The sequence below is a fragment of the Streptomyces gobiensis genome (assembly GCF_021216675.1).
GTDB lineage: Bacteria > Actinomycetota > Actinomycetes > Streptomycetales > Streptomycetaceae > Streptomyces > Streptomyces gobiensis.
Genome location: NZ_CP086120.1, coordinates 3868219 through 3884246, shown reverse-complemented (window position 1 = coordinate 3884246; position 16028 = coordinate 3868219). Strand labels below are relative to the sequence as shown.

Below are 16028 nucleotides of genomic sequence, written 5' to 3'. Positions count from 1 at the left end.
GGAAGTTCTCCTAGGCCAGGCGCACGCGCGGGTCGATGAAGGCGTACAAGGCGTCCACGAGGATGTTGAACAGCAGGATAAAGGCGGCGCTGAAGAGCATGACACCCATCGTCAGCGGAAGGTCTTTGAAGAGTACCGACTCCACAGCCAGTCGGCCGATCCCGGCCAGCTGGAAGGTGAATTCGGTGACGATCGCCCCACCGAAGAGGGCCCCCAGGTCAATGCCGAGAATCGTCACGATGGGAATGAGCGAACCGCGCCAGGCGTAGCGGAAGAAGACATAGCGGCTGGACATGCCCTTGGCCCGGGCCGTGCGCACATGCTCTTCCTGTAGCTGCTCGATCATCGTGGAGCGCGACATACGAGTGTAGTTCGCGGTGAAGATCGTCGCCATCACTACCCACGGAATCAGCAGCCCCATAAACCAGCCCGTGAGGCTGTCGGTGATGGGGACATACTTCGGCGAATCCAGCCAGCCCGTGCTGTAGACGAGGAGGCCAAGAACGATCGGCCCAAGGAAGTAGATCTGCATCGAGCTGAGCACGAGCGAGACCGAACTGAAGGACTTGTCGATCAGCGTGCCCTTCTTCCAGGCGGCGATCATGCCCGCACCGATACCCACGGTCAGAAAGACAACGAGGGCGCCGACGGTGAGGGAAATCGTCGTGGGGAAGCGGTCGATGATGGTGTCCCAGATCATCTCGTTATTGCGGAATGAGACCCCGAAGCACGGGGCGTCACAGTGCCCGACGGCGAAGTCCCGACCGGTGAAGATCCCCGACATAAACTGCCAGTACTGCACCGTGATCGGTTTATCCAGACCAAGATTCTCATGGATGATCTTCAGTGCGTCCGGGGTGCAGTTCTTCCCGCAGGCGAGTAGAGCCGGATCCTGCGGAATCGCGAAGAACATAAAGAAAGTGAAGGCACTGATCAGAAGCAGAATGACAAAGGCGCCGAGCGACCGGCGAATGAAGAATTGAAGCATGACGGTTCGCTGCTCTCAGACGGCGGCGAGAGGGGCTGGGGGGTGGAGAGCGACGTGGATCCCGGGAGTGTGCGCTCCGCCGCGCGCACACTCCCGGGGTTCCATCGCTGAGCTGTTACTTCTTCAGGTACAAACGGGTGACGTCGATGTAGCTCGTCACCGTGGAGTAGCGGGCGCCCCCGATGTTGGAGCCGAAGATCTGCAGCTGCTTGGTGAAGTACATGGGAGCGGCCGGGTTGACCTCTTCCACGATGTACTTGTGCAGCTTGATCCAGGCCTTAGTGGCTTCCTCGGGGTCCGTGATCTTCTTGATCCGGACGATCTCGGAGTTCACGTGCTTGTCGTTGATGTGCGAGTAGTTGGCCGCACCGTCCTGGATCTCCTCGCCGTCATACACCGGCGGGATGACAGTGGAAATCGACGGCCAGTCCTGACCCCAGCCGGTCATGTAGACGTCGAGCTTGTTGTCAACCTTGCCGACCTGCTCGTACCAGGTGGCCTGGTCGATGTCCTTCTTCTGGACGTCGAAGCCGGCCTTCTCCAGGGCCTTCTCAATGATGACGGCCTGCTGCTGCCGGTGCGGGACGTTGGCGTAGGCGTAGGTGAGCTTCATGCCCTCCTTGCCCGCTTCCTTCAGCAGCTTCTTCGCCTTCTCAGGGTCACCGTTCGGCTTGTCGAGCTTGCCGTAGGGGTCGTAGCCCTTCTCATAGCCGGGAAGAGTCGGGGCCAGCAGACCGCCGGCGGGCTCACCGCCATAAGTGCCGCCATCGGGACGCAGGATCTGGGCGTTCGGCAGCGCGTAAGTGATCGCGTCACGGATCCGCTTGTCCTTGATGCGGTCCATGTTCATGTTCAGCTGCCAGACGTAGGGCTGGTAGCCCCGCACGGTGCGCTTGCTCGCCTCCGGGTCATCGACGACGTTTTTCACCTGCGTCGAGTCGACCGAGCCGCTGAACTGGACACCGTTCTTGGATTCGCCACGGTCGGCCAGCAGACGCTTGGTCTGGTCCGCACGGTCGTGGTTGAAGGTGATGTTGAAGCCGTCGACATACTGGTGACGGACCGAGTCGGTCTTCTCGTCCCAGTGCTTGTTCTTGACGAGCTTCATGGACTTGCCGCGCTTGAACTCAGCGATCTTGTAGGGGCCCAGCGCCTTCGGGGCGCTGTCGTACTTCTCCTTGGTGTCCTTCTTCTCGGGCACGACGGAGTAGCCGGGCATGGTGAGCGCCTGCGGCAGGTCCGGCTGCGGTTCCTTGAACTTGAAGATGATGGTTTTCTCGTCCGGCGTCTCCAGCACGGAGTCCGGCAGATGGTCGCCCTTGTACGGACCGTCGGGCAGTGCGTCGCGGTACTTAGTGCCCCCGCCGGACAGCCACTGCTGCAGATAGACCGGGCCGTCGGAGATGAACTTCGTGTACAGACGCTCAACCGAGTGGCGGACGTCGGCCGAGGTGATCGGGTCGCCGTCCTCGTCCTTGATTCCGTCCTTGAGTGTGTACTTCCAGGTCTTGCCCTCGTCGGACTCCTCGCCAGCGTTGGTGGCGAGGTCGCCGACGACCTTCTTGTTGCCCTTCTCGTCCTCCTGGAACTGCGTCAGTCCCCGGTGGATGAGACGGGAGAGCAGACCGGCGTCGCTGACGTAAATCTGACCGGGGTCCAGATGAGAGAAGTCGTCTTCCTGGTAGACCCGGATGGTGCCGCCATCTCTGGCACCCTTGACCGGTTCGGCAGGACCGGTGGAATCCTTCGCATTGCCGTACTCAATGGGCTTCGACTGTACGAGGGCGTCGTCCTGGGTATTGGACTTGTCCTTGCCGCCATTGTTGCCGCTGCCGCTGCTACAGCCGGTCAGAGCCAGCGAGCCAGCCGCGAGCGCGACAACTATCGTGCGCGCTCTGCGTGAACGAAACAGACTCATGACGTTGATGCACCTGCCTGTCGATAGATTCCAGTCGGCGCTGCCAGACACATCCGGTTGCCCGGCGCGGGGTGGCAGCCACCCCTCTCAAGTGGACGCTCAGCGTCCAGATTTGGGGTCGAACGCATCCCGTACGGAGTCGCCGAGGAGGTTGAAGGCCACGATGAAGATCACCATGGCGACGCCCGGGAAGAACATGTAGGTCGGGTTCTGCTCATAGATCCGGCCAGCGATGGCGAACATCCGTCCCCAGTCCGGAGTCGGTTCCACATAGCCGACGCCGACAAAGGAGAGAAAGGCGACGCTGAGGATCGCGGACGGGAGCATATAGGTGCCCTGGACCAGGATCGGGGTGACCAAGTTGGGGATCAGTTCCTTGCGCAGGATCCGCCAGCGTGAAGCACCGGAGACCCTGGCGGCCTCGACGAACTCCCGTTCACGCAGGGAGAGAACCTGGCTTCGGATGAGCCGCGCCATCCCCATCCAGCCCAGGAACCAGAGCACAATGATGATCGCCAGCGCGCGGATATAGGTGGGGGTCTCGTCTTCCGGACTGACGAAGACCGCCACCACCACGGGCATGGTGGCAATGAGGAAGAGCTGGCTGGGCAGGGCCAGCATGAAGTCGGTCAGCCGCCCCAGCCAGTAGTCCGTTTTGCCACCCAGGTAGCCGCCGACCAGGCCGATCAGCACACCGGTGGCCACCGCCGCGAGTGCCACGCCCACGGCGGTGAAGAGTGAGGTCCGCATGCCATAGATCAGCTGCATAAAGACATCGCGGCCGAGGTCGGGCTCAATCCCGAACCAGTGATCGCCGGAGATGCCGCCGTTGGCCCCGAGCGGGTAACCGAAGTCATCCAGCAGGAAATTGTCCTGCCCGTACAAGGTGTACGGGTCCTTGCCGTAGAGCCACGAGATGACTGGCGCCAGTGCGGCAATGGCGAAGAAGAAAATCACTACACAGGCTGAGACCACACCTGTACGGTCACGCTTGAAGCGCGTCCACATGAGCTGGCCGGGTGACCGGCCAGTCAACTCGCTCCCCGAGTCGGCCTTTGCCTTGGTAAGGGGTACCGAACTCTCGGAACTTGAGGTGTCGTTCCCGGCCAGCGCAGCCTGGGATGGACTGGTCATCGCGTTGTGCCCCCGCGCTCTGTTTTTGGCGGAACCCGTTGGTCATTCGATGGCACTGAACGTGCCGTGGGATGAGCGGACTCTTGCAATCAACACACAGCGCAGTCAAGGGTTTCCGTCGTACCGCGGGTACTTGGCGTGCATCTTGAGCAAAGGTTATACAGATCGATCCCCGGGCGTGCTTGACAAGGTCACCGAGAAACGGACATAAGCATATATCAGCTACTCAAAGTTGTTAACTTGTCCGCAACATGACTGACGCAACACCGATATGCGAACGACGCACTCTGAACTACGTACGGCCGTGCGGGTGCCGTGATACCCGGCCGGGGCGCCATGTCGTCCCGGCCGGTCCGCGCTGACCGGCCTACGCTCTGTCTTCCGCGAAGAAGCAGGCCGAGTCGTGCAACACCGGCCCCTCCGCCGACCGTAGCGGCTCCGGCACGGCCAGCGGCGGGGTTTCCAGGGCACACCGTTCCCGCGCCTTCCAGCAGCGGGTGCGGAAGCGGCAGCCGGACGGCGGGTCGGCGGGTGAGGGCACATCACCGCTGAGGACGATCCGCTCCCGCTGCTTACTCAGCTCCGGGTCGGGCACTGGTACGGCGGAGAGCAGCGCCTGGGTATACGGGTGGGTCGGATGCTCGTAGATCTCGCGGCCTGTCCCCAGCTCCACGATCTTGCCGAGATACATCACCCCGACCCGGTCGGAGATATGCCGGACCACCGACAGGTCATGAGCGATGAACATATAGGAGAGGTTGAACTCGTCCTGGAGCCGCTCCATCAGATTGACGACCTGTGCCTGGACAGAGACATCGAGCGCGGAGACCGGCTCATCGGCCACGATGATCTCCGGGTTGAGCGCCAGCCCGCGGGCGATGCCGATGCGCTGCCGCTGGCCGCCGGAGAACTGGTGCGGATAGCGGTTGATGTACTCCGGGTTCAGGCCCACCACATCAAGCAGCTCCCGCACCTTGCGCCGACGGTCCCCCTTCGGGGCCACCTCGGGGTGGATCTCAAAGGGCTCCCCGATGATGTCGCCGACCGTCATCCGCGGGTTGAGGGACGTATACGGGTCCTGGAACACCATCTGGATGTTGCGGCGCACGGATTTCAACGCGCGGCCGGAGAGTTTGCTGATGTCCTCGCCCTTGTACCGGATCTCACCCGACGTTGGCTGTTCCAGCCTCATCAGCAGCTTCGCCACGGTCGACTTGCCACAGCCCGACTCCCCCACGATGCCGAGGGTCTCACCGGCCCGCAGCGTGAAGGAGACACCATCGACGGCCTTGACCGCGCCGATCTGCTTCTTGAAGAGAATGCCCTGGGTCAGCGGAAAGTGCTTGACCAGCCCACGGACCTCGAGGATTACCTCGCCTCGCCCCGCAAGGTCCACCGGCGTAGCGAGCGTGCCCGGCTCAGTCACGCGACGCCTCCCGCCGTTCGCCGGTGGTTCTTCCCCAATCCCGCCCCTTCCCGACCGTGTCGATTTGCGGCTCCGCCGCGTGGCGGGGCTGCGCCCCGGGGCCCGGGGTTTGCCGGTGCGGGCGGGTGCCCACAACACGGGTGGGGGTCTGGGGGCGGAGCCCCCAGTTTCGGGAAGGGGCGGGGTTGGGGAAAATCACCGGCTCAGCCATGCAGCAGCTCCCTCCAGAAGTGGCACGCGCTCGCCCGCCCCCACATCTCCCGGCCCCCCTCATCAGCGCACGGATACAGCGGCGGCTCGTCCATGACGCAGATGTCCTGAGCCATGGGGCAGCGTGGATGGAACGTGCACCCCGTCGGCAGCCGCAGCAGATTCGGTGGCAGCCCCCTGATCGCGTAGAGCTCCTGCCCCTTCTGGTCCAGCCGGGGAATGGAGTCGAGCAGACCACGGGTGTACGGATGCGCGGGACGTGCGTACAGCTCCTTGACCGGAGAGGTTTCCACGATCCGGCCCGCGTACATCACCGCGATCTTGTCGGCGACGCCCGCGACCACACCCAGGTCATGAGTGATGAGGATGAGCCCCATGTTGTACTCCCGCTGGAGATCGGCCAGCAGTTCCATCACCTGCGCCTGCACGGTGACATCCAGCGCCGTCGTCGGCTCATCGGCGATGATCAGGTCCGGCTCCAGCGCCAGCGCCATCGCGATCATGATCCGCTGCCGCATGCCTCCCGAGAACTGATGCGGGAAGTCGCCCACCCGCTCCCTCGCCGCCGGGATACCGACCCGGTCCATCAGCTCGATGGCCTTCGCCTTGGCCTCCTGCCGGGACGCCCCCTGATGCACCCGGAACATCTCGCCAAGTTGATATCCCACGCTCAGCACCGGGTTCAGCGCGGACAGCGCATCCTGGAAGATCATCGCCATCCTGACGCCGCGTACCCGGCGCCGATCCTCTGCGGACATGGTCAGCAGGTCATGCCCGTTGAAAAGGATCTCGCCGCGCGGGATCCTGCCGGGCGGCATATCGAGGATGCCCATGATCGCCTGCGCGGTCACCGACTTCCCGGAACCCGACTCCCCCAGCACCGCAAGGGTCTCCCCCGCGTCCACGCGGTAGCTGACCCCGTTGACGGCCTTGGCGACGCCATCCCGGGTGTGGAACTCGACGTGCAGATCGCGTACGTCCAGCAACGGGTTCATCCGACTTCAACTCCTCAACGCAGCTTGGGGTCGAGGGCGTCGCGCAGCGCGTCGCCGAGCATGATGAACGCCAGCACGGTGATGCTCAGCGCGGCGGCCGGATAGAGCAGGATGTGCGGGGCGTTACGGAACTGCATGCCGTCTGAAGCGTTCGAGATGTCCACGCCCCAGGAGACCGTAGGCGGCTTGAGCCCGACGCCGAGGAAGCTCAGCGTCGCCTCCAGCGCGATATACGTGCCGAGCGCGATCGTGGCGACCACGATCACCGGAGCGACGGCGTTGGGCAGGATATGCCGCAGCAGCATTCTGGTGTTGCTGGCACCGAGCGCTCTGGCCGCCTGTACATAGTCGTTCTGTTTGGCGGTGATGACGGCGCCACGGGTGATACGGGCGATCTGCGGCCAGGCCAGCAGGGTGATGACGCCGACCACCGGCCAGATGCCGGAAGCCGGGATCATGGCGAGGAAGACCAGCGCGCCCAGGATGATCGGGATGCCGAAGAAAATGTCGGTGACCCGGGAGAGCAGCGCGTCCCAGACACCGCCGAAGAAGCCCGCCAGGCCGCCGAAGACAGAACCCAGGAGGGCGACCCCAAGGGTGGCGCAGACGCTGACCGTGACGGAGGCGCGGGCGCCGTACACCGTTCTCGTATAAACGTCGCATCCCTGAGTGTCGAAGCCGAACCAGTGCCCTGCCGATGGGCCGTCGAGGGACCGGCCGAGCTGGCAGCTCAAGGGGTCCCGGCTGGCGAGCAGGCTGGGCCAGAGTGAGATGAGGATCAGAAAGAGGATCAGCAGCGCGGAGATGATGAAGATCGGGTTGCGCCGCAGATCGTGCCAGGCGTCCGACCAGAGACCGCGCGCCGGGGCTTCCTGGGGTTCCTCCCCGGACCCTTTGCCGCCCTCCACCGTTTCGCCCTCGGCGGTCGCCAGGTCCATGGCGGCGGCGGAGTCCGGCGCGCCGGGGGCCTCGGAGGTGTCCGGCTCGGGCGGCTCAGGCATAACGAATCCTCGGGTCAAGCACGGCGTAGAGCAGATCGACAAGCAGATTGGCGAGCAGGAAAACCAGCACGAGGATCGTCACAAAGCCCACCACGGTCGGCGAGTTCTGCCGGAGCACCCCTTGGTAGAGCTGGTATCCGACGCCCTGGATGTTGAAGATCCGCTCGGTCACCAAGGCGCCGGCCATCAGGCTGCCGACATCGGTGCCCAGGAAGGTCACCACCGGGATCAGTGAGTTGCGCAGCAGATGATGGGTGGTGATCCTGCGCCGGGGCAGGCCCTTCGCGATGGCTGTACGGACATAGTCGGCCCGGGCGTTCTCGGCGATCGAGGTTCGGGTGAGCCGGGTGATGTAGGCGAGGGAGACCAGCGCCAGGATCAGTCCTGGCAGCAGCAGCTCATCGAAGCGGGCCGCAGGGCTGACGGCGGGGTCGATCCAGCCCAGCTTCACCCCGAAGAGGAACTGCGCCAGCACGCCGGTGACAAAGGTCGGGATGGCGATGACGACCAAGGTCATCAGCAGTACCGAGGTATCCATACTGCCGCCCTTGCGGAGCCCGGAGATCACTCCCAGGGTGATGCCGAGCACGATCTCGAATCCCATCGCGACAAGCATCAGCCGGAAGGAAATAGGGAGGGCGCCTGCCAGCAGCTGGGTGACTGGCTGGCCGTTGAAGGCGGTGCCGAAGTCACCGGTGAAGATCTTTCCCATATAGAGCAGGTACTGCTGCCACATCGGCTTATCGAGGTTGAACTCCCGGCGGAGCTGCGCGGCCGTGGCAGGGTCGGGGGTGCGGTCACCGAAGAGCGCTGCGACCGGGTCGCCCAGCGCGTGCACCATCACAAAAATCAAAAAGGTGGTTCCGATGAACACCGGGATCATCTGGAGCAGGCGTCGGATGACATAGCGCCCCACGGGACCTCCTCGGGAGAGCGTGAGATCAGTTGACCGTGATCTCGTTGTAGACCGGGACCGAGAAGGGGTTCAGCCTGACGTTGTCGATCCTGTCCGAGTAACCAGCGGTGCCGTTCTGGTACCACAGCGGGATGGCCGGCAGATCATCGGAAAGAACCTTCTCCGCCTCCTGATACAGCTCCAGGGACTCCTCATCGTCCTCGGCGGAGTTGGCCTCATCGATGAGCCTGTCGAACTTTTCGCTGCTGTACCCGGAGTCATTGGACGATGCGTTGGTGTAGTACAGCGGCTGAAGGAAGTTCTGAATCAGCGGGTAATCCATCTGCCACCCAGCCCGGAACGGGCCCTTCATCCTCTTGGCGGTGACTCTGCTGCGGTATTCGGGGAAGGTGCTGACGGGGTTGACCGTGCACGCGTTGCTCCGGCCGAGCGCGTTGTTGATGCTGTTGCAGACGGCGTCCATCCACTGGCGGTGCGAACCCGTATCGACATTCGACGACAGGGTCATCCGCCCGCCCGGCAGCCCGCCGCCCTCCTCGATAAGCTCCTTGGCCTTCCCCGGGTCGTATGTGCATTCATCGCCGCACAACCCCTTCTTGTACCCCCCGGCTTTCTGCAGCACCGGTGAAGTGAAGTCGGAGGCTGCGGTGCGGGTCCGGAAGTAGATCTTCTCGGTGATCTCCTTGCGGTTGATCGCCATGGAGATGCCCTGCCGGACCTTCTTCGCCCGTCCACTGCCCCAGGCGCCTTCGTACATGGGAAAGTTGATGGTCTGGAAGATGCCCGCCGGCTGGTTGATGTAGCGCCCGCCCAGATCCCGCTCCGCGTTCTTGAGCTGCGAGGCCGGGACATCGTCGATGATGTCGATGTTCCCGGCCTGCAAGTCGGTGTAGGCGGTGTTGTTGTCGGTGTAGACCCGTAGCTCGACGCCCTCGTTATTGACCTTCTCCTCGCCCGAGTACGCCTCGTTCTTCGACAGCCGCATGCTCTGGCTCCTGGTGTACGAGTCCACCTTGTACGGGCCGTTTCCGACCGGCTTCGCCAGCCAGGCATCGTGATCGTCGAAGAACGCCTTGGGCAGTGGCGCGAACGCGGTGTATCCGAGGGTCTCCGGCCAGAGTGTGAATTTCTCCTTGAGCTTCACGGTGAAGGTGTACTTGTCCTCCACTGTCAGACCCGACATGGTCTTGGCGGTCGGCTCGGCGCCCTCATCCGCCGGGTGAACCTCGTCGTATCCCTCAATGTGCTGGAAGAACGACGAACCGATCTGTTTGTTGGTGACCAGCGCGCCATAGTTCCACGCGTCCACGAAGGAGTGGGCGGTGACGTCTGTCCCGTCGCTGAACTTCCAGCCCTTCTTGAGGGTAATCGTGAAGGTCTGGTTGTCCTCCGTCTCGATCTTGTCCGCGACGGCGTTCTTCGCCTCGGCGGTCTTGGGGTCATAGTGCTTGAGCCCCCGGAAGATCATGTCCAGGACCTTGCCGCCCTGCACCTCATTGGTGTTCGCGGGCTCCAGTGGATTCTGCGGGTCCCCCCAGGACGCGCGCACCACCCCGGCCGCGTCGCCCCCGCCGCCTCCACCACAGGCGCTGGCCACCAGAGCTATCGCCGTCGCACCAGCCACGGCCCAGCCGACGCGCGTGGCTCCGTGCATCAGGCGCCTCCCAGATCCCAAAAATTCCACTTTGGCCCCATAACACCCTCGTGGATCACCCACCGCACGTATACGACCCCCGTCCGTGCGGATTCGTGACAGAGAACCGCCCATATGCCGGACGGGAAGCTCATGACCCTCGTCGGCTGGGCTCAGGCGGTGCCCATGCCGCGAGCCGCCCCGCTGCCCTTCTGCACACCCTCGGCCGGGCCGGGCCCTCATCACCGACACGGAGTACGGGGAGCCGGGGCGTGACAGCGATGCGCCCCAGAGGTCTCTGGTCTCCGGCATGGCGGAGCCCACCCAGGGACGGCACCCGGATATCCACGCAAACGGCCTCGACTGGCATGACTTCAGTCCCGGCAACGACGCCGGGGCGTCTCAGCGCCTACGGCACCGGGACGCCCCGAACGGCACAACCCCCCTCAGCGCAGCTGTTCAGCTCCGCACCCGGCGACCGGCGCGGCGGTCTGGCGCTCGCCGAACACGACCTTCACCTCCGCGGTCGGTCCGATTGACACGCTGAGGCTGGAGCCCAGCGCCTCCGCAAGCCTGGTGAGCAGCGGAATCGTCGGTATGCATGTGCCGTGCTCCAGACGTGAGATGGCCGCCTGACTCATGCCCGCCCCCGCAGCGAGCTGATTCTGCGTCATGCCGACCTCCAGGCGCCGCGTACGCACCGCCTGCCCGAAGACATACGCCCGGCTGGTCCCGCGACGCGCACTCTGACGCGGTCAGGAAGGCCGGGTTCCCCGTAAGACTGGCTCATCTTCTTCCTCCAGGGAGATGGTCATAGTGAGCCGTATTGGTCATCAACCGCGACGCTTGAGCAAGGGGTTCCGGTTGCACAGGCCAGCCGCCTTATGCGCAGCACCTGCTGCCTTGCCCGCGCGCAGGGTTGACAGTCAGTCTTGCAATCTAGGGAAGGATGGACCTCCGCTGCTACGCAATTGAGCTAGATATGAGGAAGGGCTTGCCTGGCCACGCTGCCCCGGTGATGGCTCGGACGCGATAACGCGATGAGGCGCGGTGCCCCGAAAGGGCACCGCGCCTCATCGCGTTGTCTGACAGGCCTCAGCGCTTTGCGCGGGACGCGGCGCGGGCGCGTTCGCGCTGGTCCAGCTTCACCTTGCGTATACGCACCGTCTCGGGGGTGACCTCTATGCACTCGTCCTCGCGGCAGAACTCCAGGGACTGTTCCAGGGAGAGCTTCCGCGGCGGCACCAGGTTTTCCGTGGTGTCGGCCGAGGCGGCGCGCATGTTGGTGAGCTTCTTCTCCTTGGTGATGTTCACGTCCATATCGTCGGAGCGTGAGTTCTCACCGACGATCATGCCTTCGTAGACCTCGGTGCCCGGCTCGACAAAGATCGTGCCGCGCTCCTGGAGGTTCATCATGGCGAACGGTGTGGCGACCCCCGACCGGTCGGCGACCAGCGAACCGCTGTGCCGGGTGCGCAGCTCGCCGAACCACGGCTCATGGCCCTCGGAGATGGAGTGCGCGATACCGGTGCCGCGGGTCTCGGTCAGGAACTCGGTCCGGAAGCCGATGAGGCCACGGGACGGGACCATGAACTCCATCCGGACCCAGCCGGAGCCATGGTTGGTCATGGTCTCCATCCGGCCCTTGCGGGAGGCCATCAGCTGGGTGATCGCGCCCAGGTGCTCCTCGGGGGCGTCGATCGTCATCCGCTCGATCGGCTCGTGTACCTTGCCGTCGATCTCCTTGGTGACGACCTCGGGCTTGCCGACCGTCAGCTCGAAGCCCTCCCGGCGCATCGTCTCGACGAGGATGGCCAGCGCGAGCTCACCGCGGCCCTGCACCTCCCAGGCGTCCGGGCGCTCGGTCGGCAGCACGCGCAGCGAGACATTGCCGATGAGCTCCCTGTCGAGCCGGTCCTTGACCAGCCGGGCGGTGACCTTGTGGCCCTTGCCGCCCTTGCCGACCAGCGGTGAGGTGTTGGTGCCGATGGTCATCGAGATGGCCGGCTCATCGACCTTGATCAGCGGCAGCGCGACCGGGTTCTCCGGGTCGGCGAGGGTCTCGCCGATCATGATGTCGGCGATACCGGCGACCGCGCAGATGTCGCCCGGGCCGGCCTCCTCGGCGGGCTTACGGGTGAGCGCGTCGGTCATCAGCAGCTCGGTGATGCGGACGCTGCGTACCTCACCGTCGCGCTTCATCCAGGCGACGGTCTGGCCCTTGCGCAGGGTGCCGTGCTGGACCCGGCACAGCGCGATACGGCCGAGGAAGTTGTCCGCGTCGAGGTTGGTGACATGCGCCTGGAGCGGGGCACCCTCCTCGTACGTCGGGGCCGGGACGGTCTCCAGGAGCGTGGTGAAGAAGGGCTCCAGGCTGTCGCTGTCGGCCGGGACGGAGCCGTCCGCGGGCTGGGTCAGCGAGGCGATGCCGTCACGGGCACAGGCGTAGACGATGGGGAACTCGATCTGCTCCTCGTCCGCGTCCAGGTCCAGGAAGAGCGCGTAGGTGTCGTCGACCACCTCGGCGATACGGGAGTCGGGCCGGTCGGTCTTGTTGATGCAGAGGATGACCGGCAGCCGGGCTTCCAGCGCCTTGCGCAGGACGAAGCGGGTCTGCGGAAGCGGGCCCTCGGACGCGTCGACCAGCAGCACCACGGCGTCGACCATGGACAGACCGCGCTCGACCTCACCGCCGAAGTCGGCGTGGCCCGGGGTATCGATGATGTTGATGGTGATGGGGTCGCCGCCGTCCTTGGGGTGGTACTTGACGGCGGTGTTCTTCGCGAGAATGGTGATGCCCTTCTCGCGCTCCAGGTCGTTGGAGTCCATCATGCGGTCGTCGACGGACTCCAGCTGGTGGGCGGCGAAGGCGCCAGCCTGCTTGAGCATGGCGTCAACGAGGGTCGTCTTGCCGTGGTCGACATGGGCGACGATGGCGACGTTACGGATGTCGTGGCGCGTGGGCATGCTGCGGCGCTTCTCCCGGGTTCGTGGATGGCGGCGCGACCGGAGTGGTCGCGCGCCCGCCGGGCTGATCCTGTCGTTATCGCCACGGCCTGAACCTCCATGGTACGGCCCGAGCCGACAACGGTCGCGTCGGGCCGGTCAGAGCGTGATCGCTGGCTACTTCACGTAGCCGATGTCCTGGTAGCGGGGGGTCTCAAAGCCGAAGGCGCCGACGTTTCCGAGCTTCTTGTCGGCGGCCACCAGCTGGGGGCGCTGGTAGAGCGGGATGGAACCGGCGGTGGCCCAGACCCGGGCGTCGATCCGCTTGATCAGATCACGCTTGGCGCGCTCATCGAGCTCGCCCGCCGCCTGCTCGAAGAGGTGGTCGATCTGGTCGGTGCCGACCCTGGTGTAGTTCTGCTCGATGAGCAGTGAGCCATCGGCGGCGGGCTCGGGCTTGGCGAAGATCGGCCGGGCGTCGGTGATGGGGTAGGCACTGGCGGGCCAGGAGTAGAGGGCCAGGTCGAAGTCGCCGGAGGCGATGTGGTCCTTGAAGAACGCCTCATCCCTGACCTGGGTGATCTTCGCGCGCACGCCGACCTTGTCCAGCATCCGCACGATCCGCTCGCCGGTGTGCCGGATCTCCTTGGAGCCGTCACCGGCGGGCAGCACCATCCGCAGCTCCAGCTCCTTGCCCTCCTTCTTCCGTACGAGGCCGCCCTCGGCCCGCAGCAGCCCGCCCAGGAACTCGCCGAGCGCGGCTTCGGCCTTCTCGGCCTTCTTCATCGAGGCTCTGGCGGTCTTCAGCCGCTCCTCCGCGTCCTCGCTGAAGTTCTCTTCGGCCGTCTTGGCCGCCCGGGCATCGGCGTGAGCGACCTGCCGCAGCACGGCGGCATGGCCGATCGCGGCGCTGTGGGTGAGGGCGGTGAACACGGGGGCGCGGCCGGTTGAGTCATCCCGCTTGGCGTCCTCCTGGGCGTCGCCCTGCCCGGAGTCCACGGACGGGCCGCCCCGCCAGCCCGCTTCGGCGAGCAGTGCCGAGGCCGACTCCCTGCTCGCCTCGCCGATGGCGCCGCTGTTGTCGTGGTAGCCGTCCTGGTCGAACATCCGCAGGTGGCTGCCGAGTGCCTTGCCGGGCAGACCAGCCGGGTCGAGTGCGGCTTCGGCAAGCTTCTTGCGGTCCAGCGCGCGGGCGATGCCGCGGCGGACCCGCTCGTCCCGGAGCGGCCCCGAGGCGCCGTTGAGGGCCAGCTGGGTGTAAGCGGGATCGTAGGCGCGGCGGACGGCATAGCCGCGCAGTTTCTTCCGCTCGGCCTGGGCCTTCTTCTCCCCCTTCCGTTCGTTTTCCTCGTTGTTCCCGGCGGGGTTCTTGGCGGGGTCTCTCCTGGGGTCGCTGGCGGCCACGATCTTCTTCATGACCGGTGGCTCGATCTCCGCGAGATCGAGCTTTCCCCGGGCGAGCGCCTTGCCCCGCTTCTTCTGGTCGATTGCGGTCAGCACGATCTCATCGAGCTTCGCCGGCTGCCCCCACCACTTGGGGTTGCGCTCCAGGGCGATCTCGTCCGCCTTGTGGTCCAGCTTGCCGCCCTTGAGCCGGAAGGGGCCGCCCGAGACGGCGAGCCTGGTGCGGGTGTCGTCGTTGAATGCCTTGGGTTTGCCCATCACGGGCCTGGGATAGAGCGGGGTGAAGAGGGACTGCCAGTCGCTGTACGGGCGGGCGAAGGTGACCTTCACCTGGCGGGGCTTGTCCCCCTTCTCCACCTTGTGGATCCGGTCGTAGCCGGCGTTACGCGCGGTCCAGTACGCATTGTTCGAGCCGCCCAGGGCCTTCCACTGGGCGCGGAAGTCCGCCAGGCCGATGGGCTTCCCGTCGCTCCAGCGGGCCTTGGGGCTGAGCGTGTAGACAACCGTCTGATGTGGCTCCCGCTCCGTCACCTCAGCCGATTCGAGGTAGTCCCGGTTGAGCTGCGGCTTGGCCCGGCTGTCCAGGGTGAAGAGGGCGGGCAACGTGGCGTCCGCGATCCGGTCCGTGGTCTCGTCGGCGTCGGTCTGGAACGCGTTGAGGGTGGCCGGCATCGCGTCCACCGCCCAGCGCAGGGTGCCCCCGTCGGCCAGCCGGTCCCGGGCGGTGACCGCTACGTCGCGGGCCGCCCCGCTCTTGCCCTCGCTGGTGTCCTCGCTTCCGCCGCATCCGGCCAGTACGGGCGGGAGCAGAAGGCCCACCGCGAGTACGGCCGCGCAGCGCCGCGCGGCGGTGTCGATGGCTGGCACGCCTGGCATGGCTGTTTACCTCCGGAGCTGGCGCCCGCCCGGTACACCTTTGGGGGCATCGGCGGCTCATCACATCTATGTGGAACCATGGAAGGTGAGCCGTCACACACCGGCTCGCCGACACGGCGGGCTGCCTCGATAAGCCACCCGGTTGGGCGCTGCCTGCCGCCCCGCCTCACCCATGCGGTGCAATCCGGTGCGGCACCCTTCCCATAGCCCGTGTGACGCGCGACACTCCCAAGGTCACCCCCAGCCACACCTTCGGAGGTGGGCAAGTCATGACATTGCAGGATGAGTTGACTGCGGCCCGGCGTTGCATCGACGACCTCGTACGACGCGTGGACCGATTGGAGCAGGAAGTCGGCAGCGGACTGGAGATCCGGCGGGTGCGGACGGACGCGAACCATCTGCGCGAGAGCATCGCCCTGCTCATCGAATCCGCACCGCAGGCACGCACCGGCTCACCGCCGGAGATGGTCATCATTCCGGACGATCCGTACAAGAGCTCGCTGTGGACCGACACCGACGACGAGGGAATCGGGCACCGCGACCACCACGCCCCTTAGCAGCGGGACGCCGTCCACCGTCCC

General features: G+C 65.3%; 12 protein-coding genes. 1 reads left to right on the top strand and 11 read right to left on the bottom strand.

All coding sequences use genetic code 11. From position 1 onward, the window contains the following. Positions 1 to 10 precede the first annotated feature (10 nt). The 11 genes from test1122_RS18180 to test1122_RS18130 form a co-directional block, all read right to left on the bottom strand. Positions 11 to 988, bottom strand: a complete 978-nt coding sequence (locus test1122_RS18180; RefSeq protein WP_232270228.1) for an ABC transporter permease — start codon at positions 986 to 988, stop codon at positions 11 to 13. A 115-nt stretch (positions 989 to 1103) separates the two neighbouring features. Then, a complete protein-coding gene (locus tag test1122_RS18175; protein WP_232270227.1) occupies positions 1104 to 2906 on the bottom strand; it encodes an ABC transporter substrate-binding protein in 1803 nt (600 codons plus the stop codon). A gap of 99 nt (positions 2907 to 3005) precedes the next feature. Continuing rightward, a complete protein-coding gene (locus tag test1122_RS18170; protein WP_232270226.1) occupies positions 3006 to 4040 on the bottom strand; it encodes an ABC transporter permease in 1035 nt (344 codons plus the stop codon). Between the two features lie 367 nt (positions 4041 to 4407). Continuing rightward, a complete protein-coding gene (locus tag test1122_RS18165; protein WP_277879849.1) occupies positions 4408 to 5466 on the bottom strand; it encodes an ABC transporter ATP-binding protein in 1059 nt (352 codons plus the stop codon). A 203-nt stretch (positions 5467 to 5669) separates the two neighbouring features. Next, positions 5670 to 6671 (bottom strand): ABC transporter ATP-binding protein, encoded by a 1002-nt coding sequence (locus test1122_RS18160; RefSeq protein WP_232270225.1) that lies wholly within the window; start codon positions 6669 to 6671, stop codon positions 5670 to 5672. Between the two features lie 14 nt (positions 6672 to 6685). Next, on the bottom strand, positions 6686 to 7672 hold the full coding sequence (locus test1122_RS18155; RefSeq protein WP_232270224.1) for an ABC transporter permease: 987 nt from the start codon (positions 7670 to 7672) through the stop codon (positions 6686 to 6688). Further along, a complete protein-coding gene (locus tag test1122_RS18150) occupies positions 7665 to 8588 on the bottom strand; it encodes an ABC transporter permease (RefSeq protein WP_232270223.1) in 924 nt (307 codons plus the stop codon). Before test1122_RS18150 ends, test1122_RS18155 begins: the two co-directional genes overlap by 8 nt. A 25-nt stretch (positions 8589 to 8613) precedes the next feature. Then, on the bottom strand, positions 8614 to 10242 hold the full coding sequence (locus tag test1122_RS18145) for a peptide ABC transporter substrate-binding protein (protein WP_232270222.1): 1629 nt from the start codon (positions 10240 to 10242) through the stop codon (positions 8614 to 8616). Positions 10243 to 10667: 425 nt separating this feature from the next. Beyond that, complete coding sequence (locus test1122_RS18140) at positions 10668 to 10922, bottom strand: helix-turn-helix domain-containing protein (RefSeq protein WP_277879848.1); 255 nt, start codon at positions 10920 to 10922, stop codon at positions 10668 to 10670. A gap of 394 nt (positions 10923 to 11316) precedes the next feature. Next, positions 11317 to 13188 carry a translational GTPase TypA gene (gene typA, locus test1122_RS18135; protein ID WP_232270220.1) on the bottom strand — a complete coding sequence of 624 codons (1872 nt, stop codon included), beginning with the start codon at positions 13186 to 13188 and terminating at the stop codon, positions 11317 to 11319. A 156-nt stretch (positions 13189 to 13344) separates the two neighbouring features. Further along, a complete protein-coding gene (locus tag test1122_RS18130; RefSeq protein WP_232270219.1) occupies positions 13345 to 15447 on the bottom strand; it encodes an ABC transporter family substrate-binding protein in 2103 nt (700 codons plus the stop codon). Positions 15448 to 15716: 269 nt separating this feature from the next. Here test1122_RS18130 and test1122_RS18125 point away from each other — a divergent pair, with 269 nt between their 5' ends. Continuing rightward, positions 15717 to 16004, top strand: coding sequence for a hypothetical protein (locus test1122_RS18125; RefSeq protein WP_232270218.1), 288 nt, complete (start codon positions 15717 to 15719; stop codon positions 16002 to 16004). Positions 16005 to 16028: the final 24 nt, after the last annotated feature.

What these genes read in the sequence shown, in the direction of transcription:
- test1122_RS18180 (WP_232270228.1), bottom strand. Translation starts at nt 988, where the DNA reads ATGCTTCAATTCTTCATTCGCCGGTCGCTCGGCGCCTTTGTCATTCTG.
- test1122_RS18175 (WP_232270227.1), bottom strand. Translation starts at nt 2,906, where the DNA reads ATGAGTCTGTTTCGTTCACGCAGAGCGCGCACGATAGTTGTCGCGCTC.
- test1122_RS18170 (WP_232270226.1), bottom strand. Translation starts at nt 4,040, where the DNA reads ATGACCAGTCCATCCCAGGCTGCGCTGGCCGGGAACGACACCTCAAGT.
- test1122_RS18160 (WP_232270225.1), bottom strand. Translation starts at nt 6,671, where the DNA reads ATGAACCCGTTGCTGGACGTACGCGATCTGCACGTCGAGTTCCACACC.
- test1122_RS18155 (WP_232270224.1), bottom strand. Translation starts at nt 7,672, where the DNA reads ATGCCTGAGCCGCCCGAGCCGGACACCTCCGAGGCCCCCGGCGCGCCG.
- test1122_RS18145 (WP_232270222.1), bottom strand. Translation starts at nt 10,242, where the DNA reads ATGCACGGAGCCACGCGCGTCGGCTGGGCCGTGGCTGGTGCGACGGCG.
- typA (WP_232270220.1), bottom strand. Translation starts at nt 13,188, where the DNA reads ATGCCCACGCGCCACGACATCCGTAACGTCGCCATCGTCGCCCATGTC.
- test1122_RS18130 (WP_232270219.1), bottom strand. Translation starts at nt 15,447, where the DNA reads ATGCCAGGCGTGCCAGCCATCGACACCGCCGCGCGGCGCTGCGCGGCC.
- test1122_RS18125 (WP_232270218.1), top strand. Translation starts at nt 15,717, where the DNA reads ATGACATTGCAGGATGAGTTGACTGCGGCCCGGCGTTGCATCGACGAC.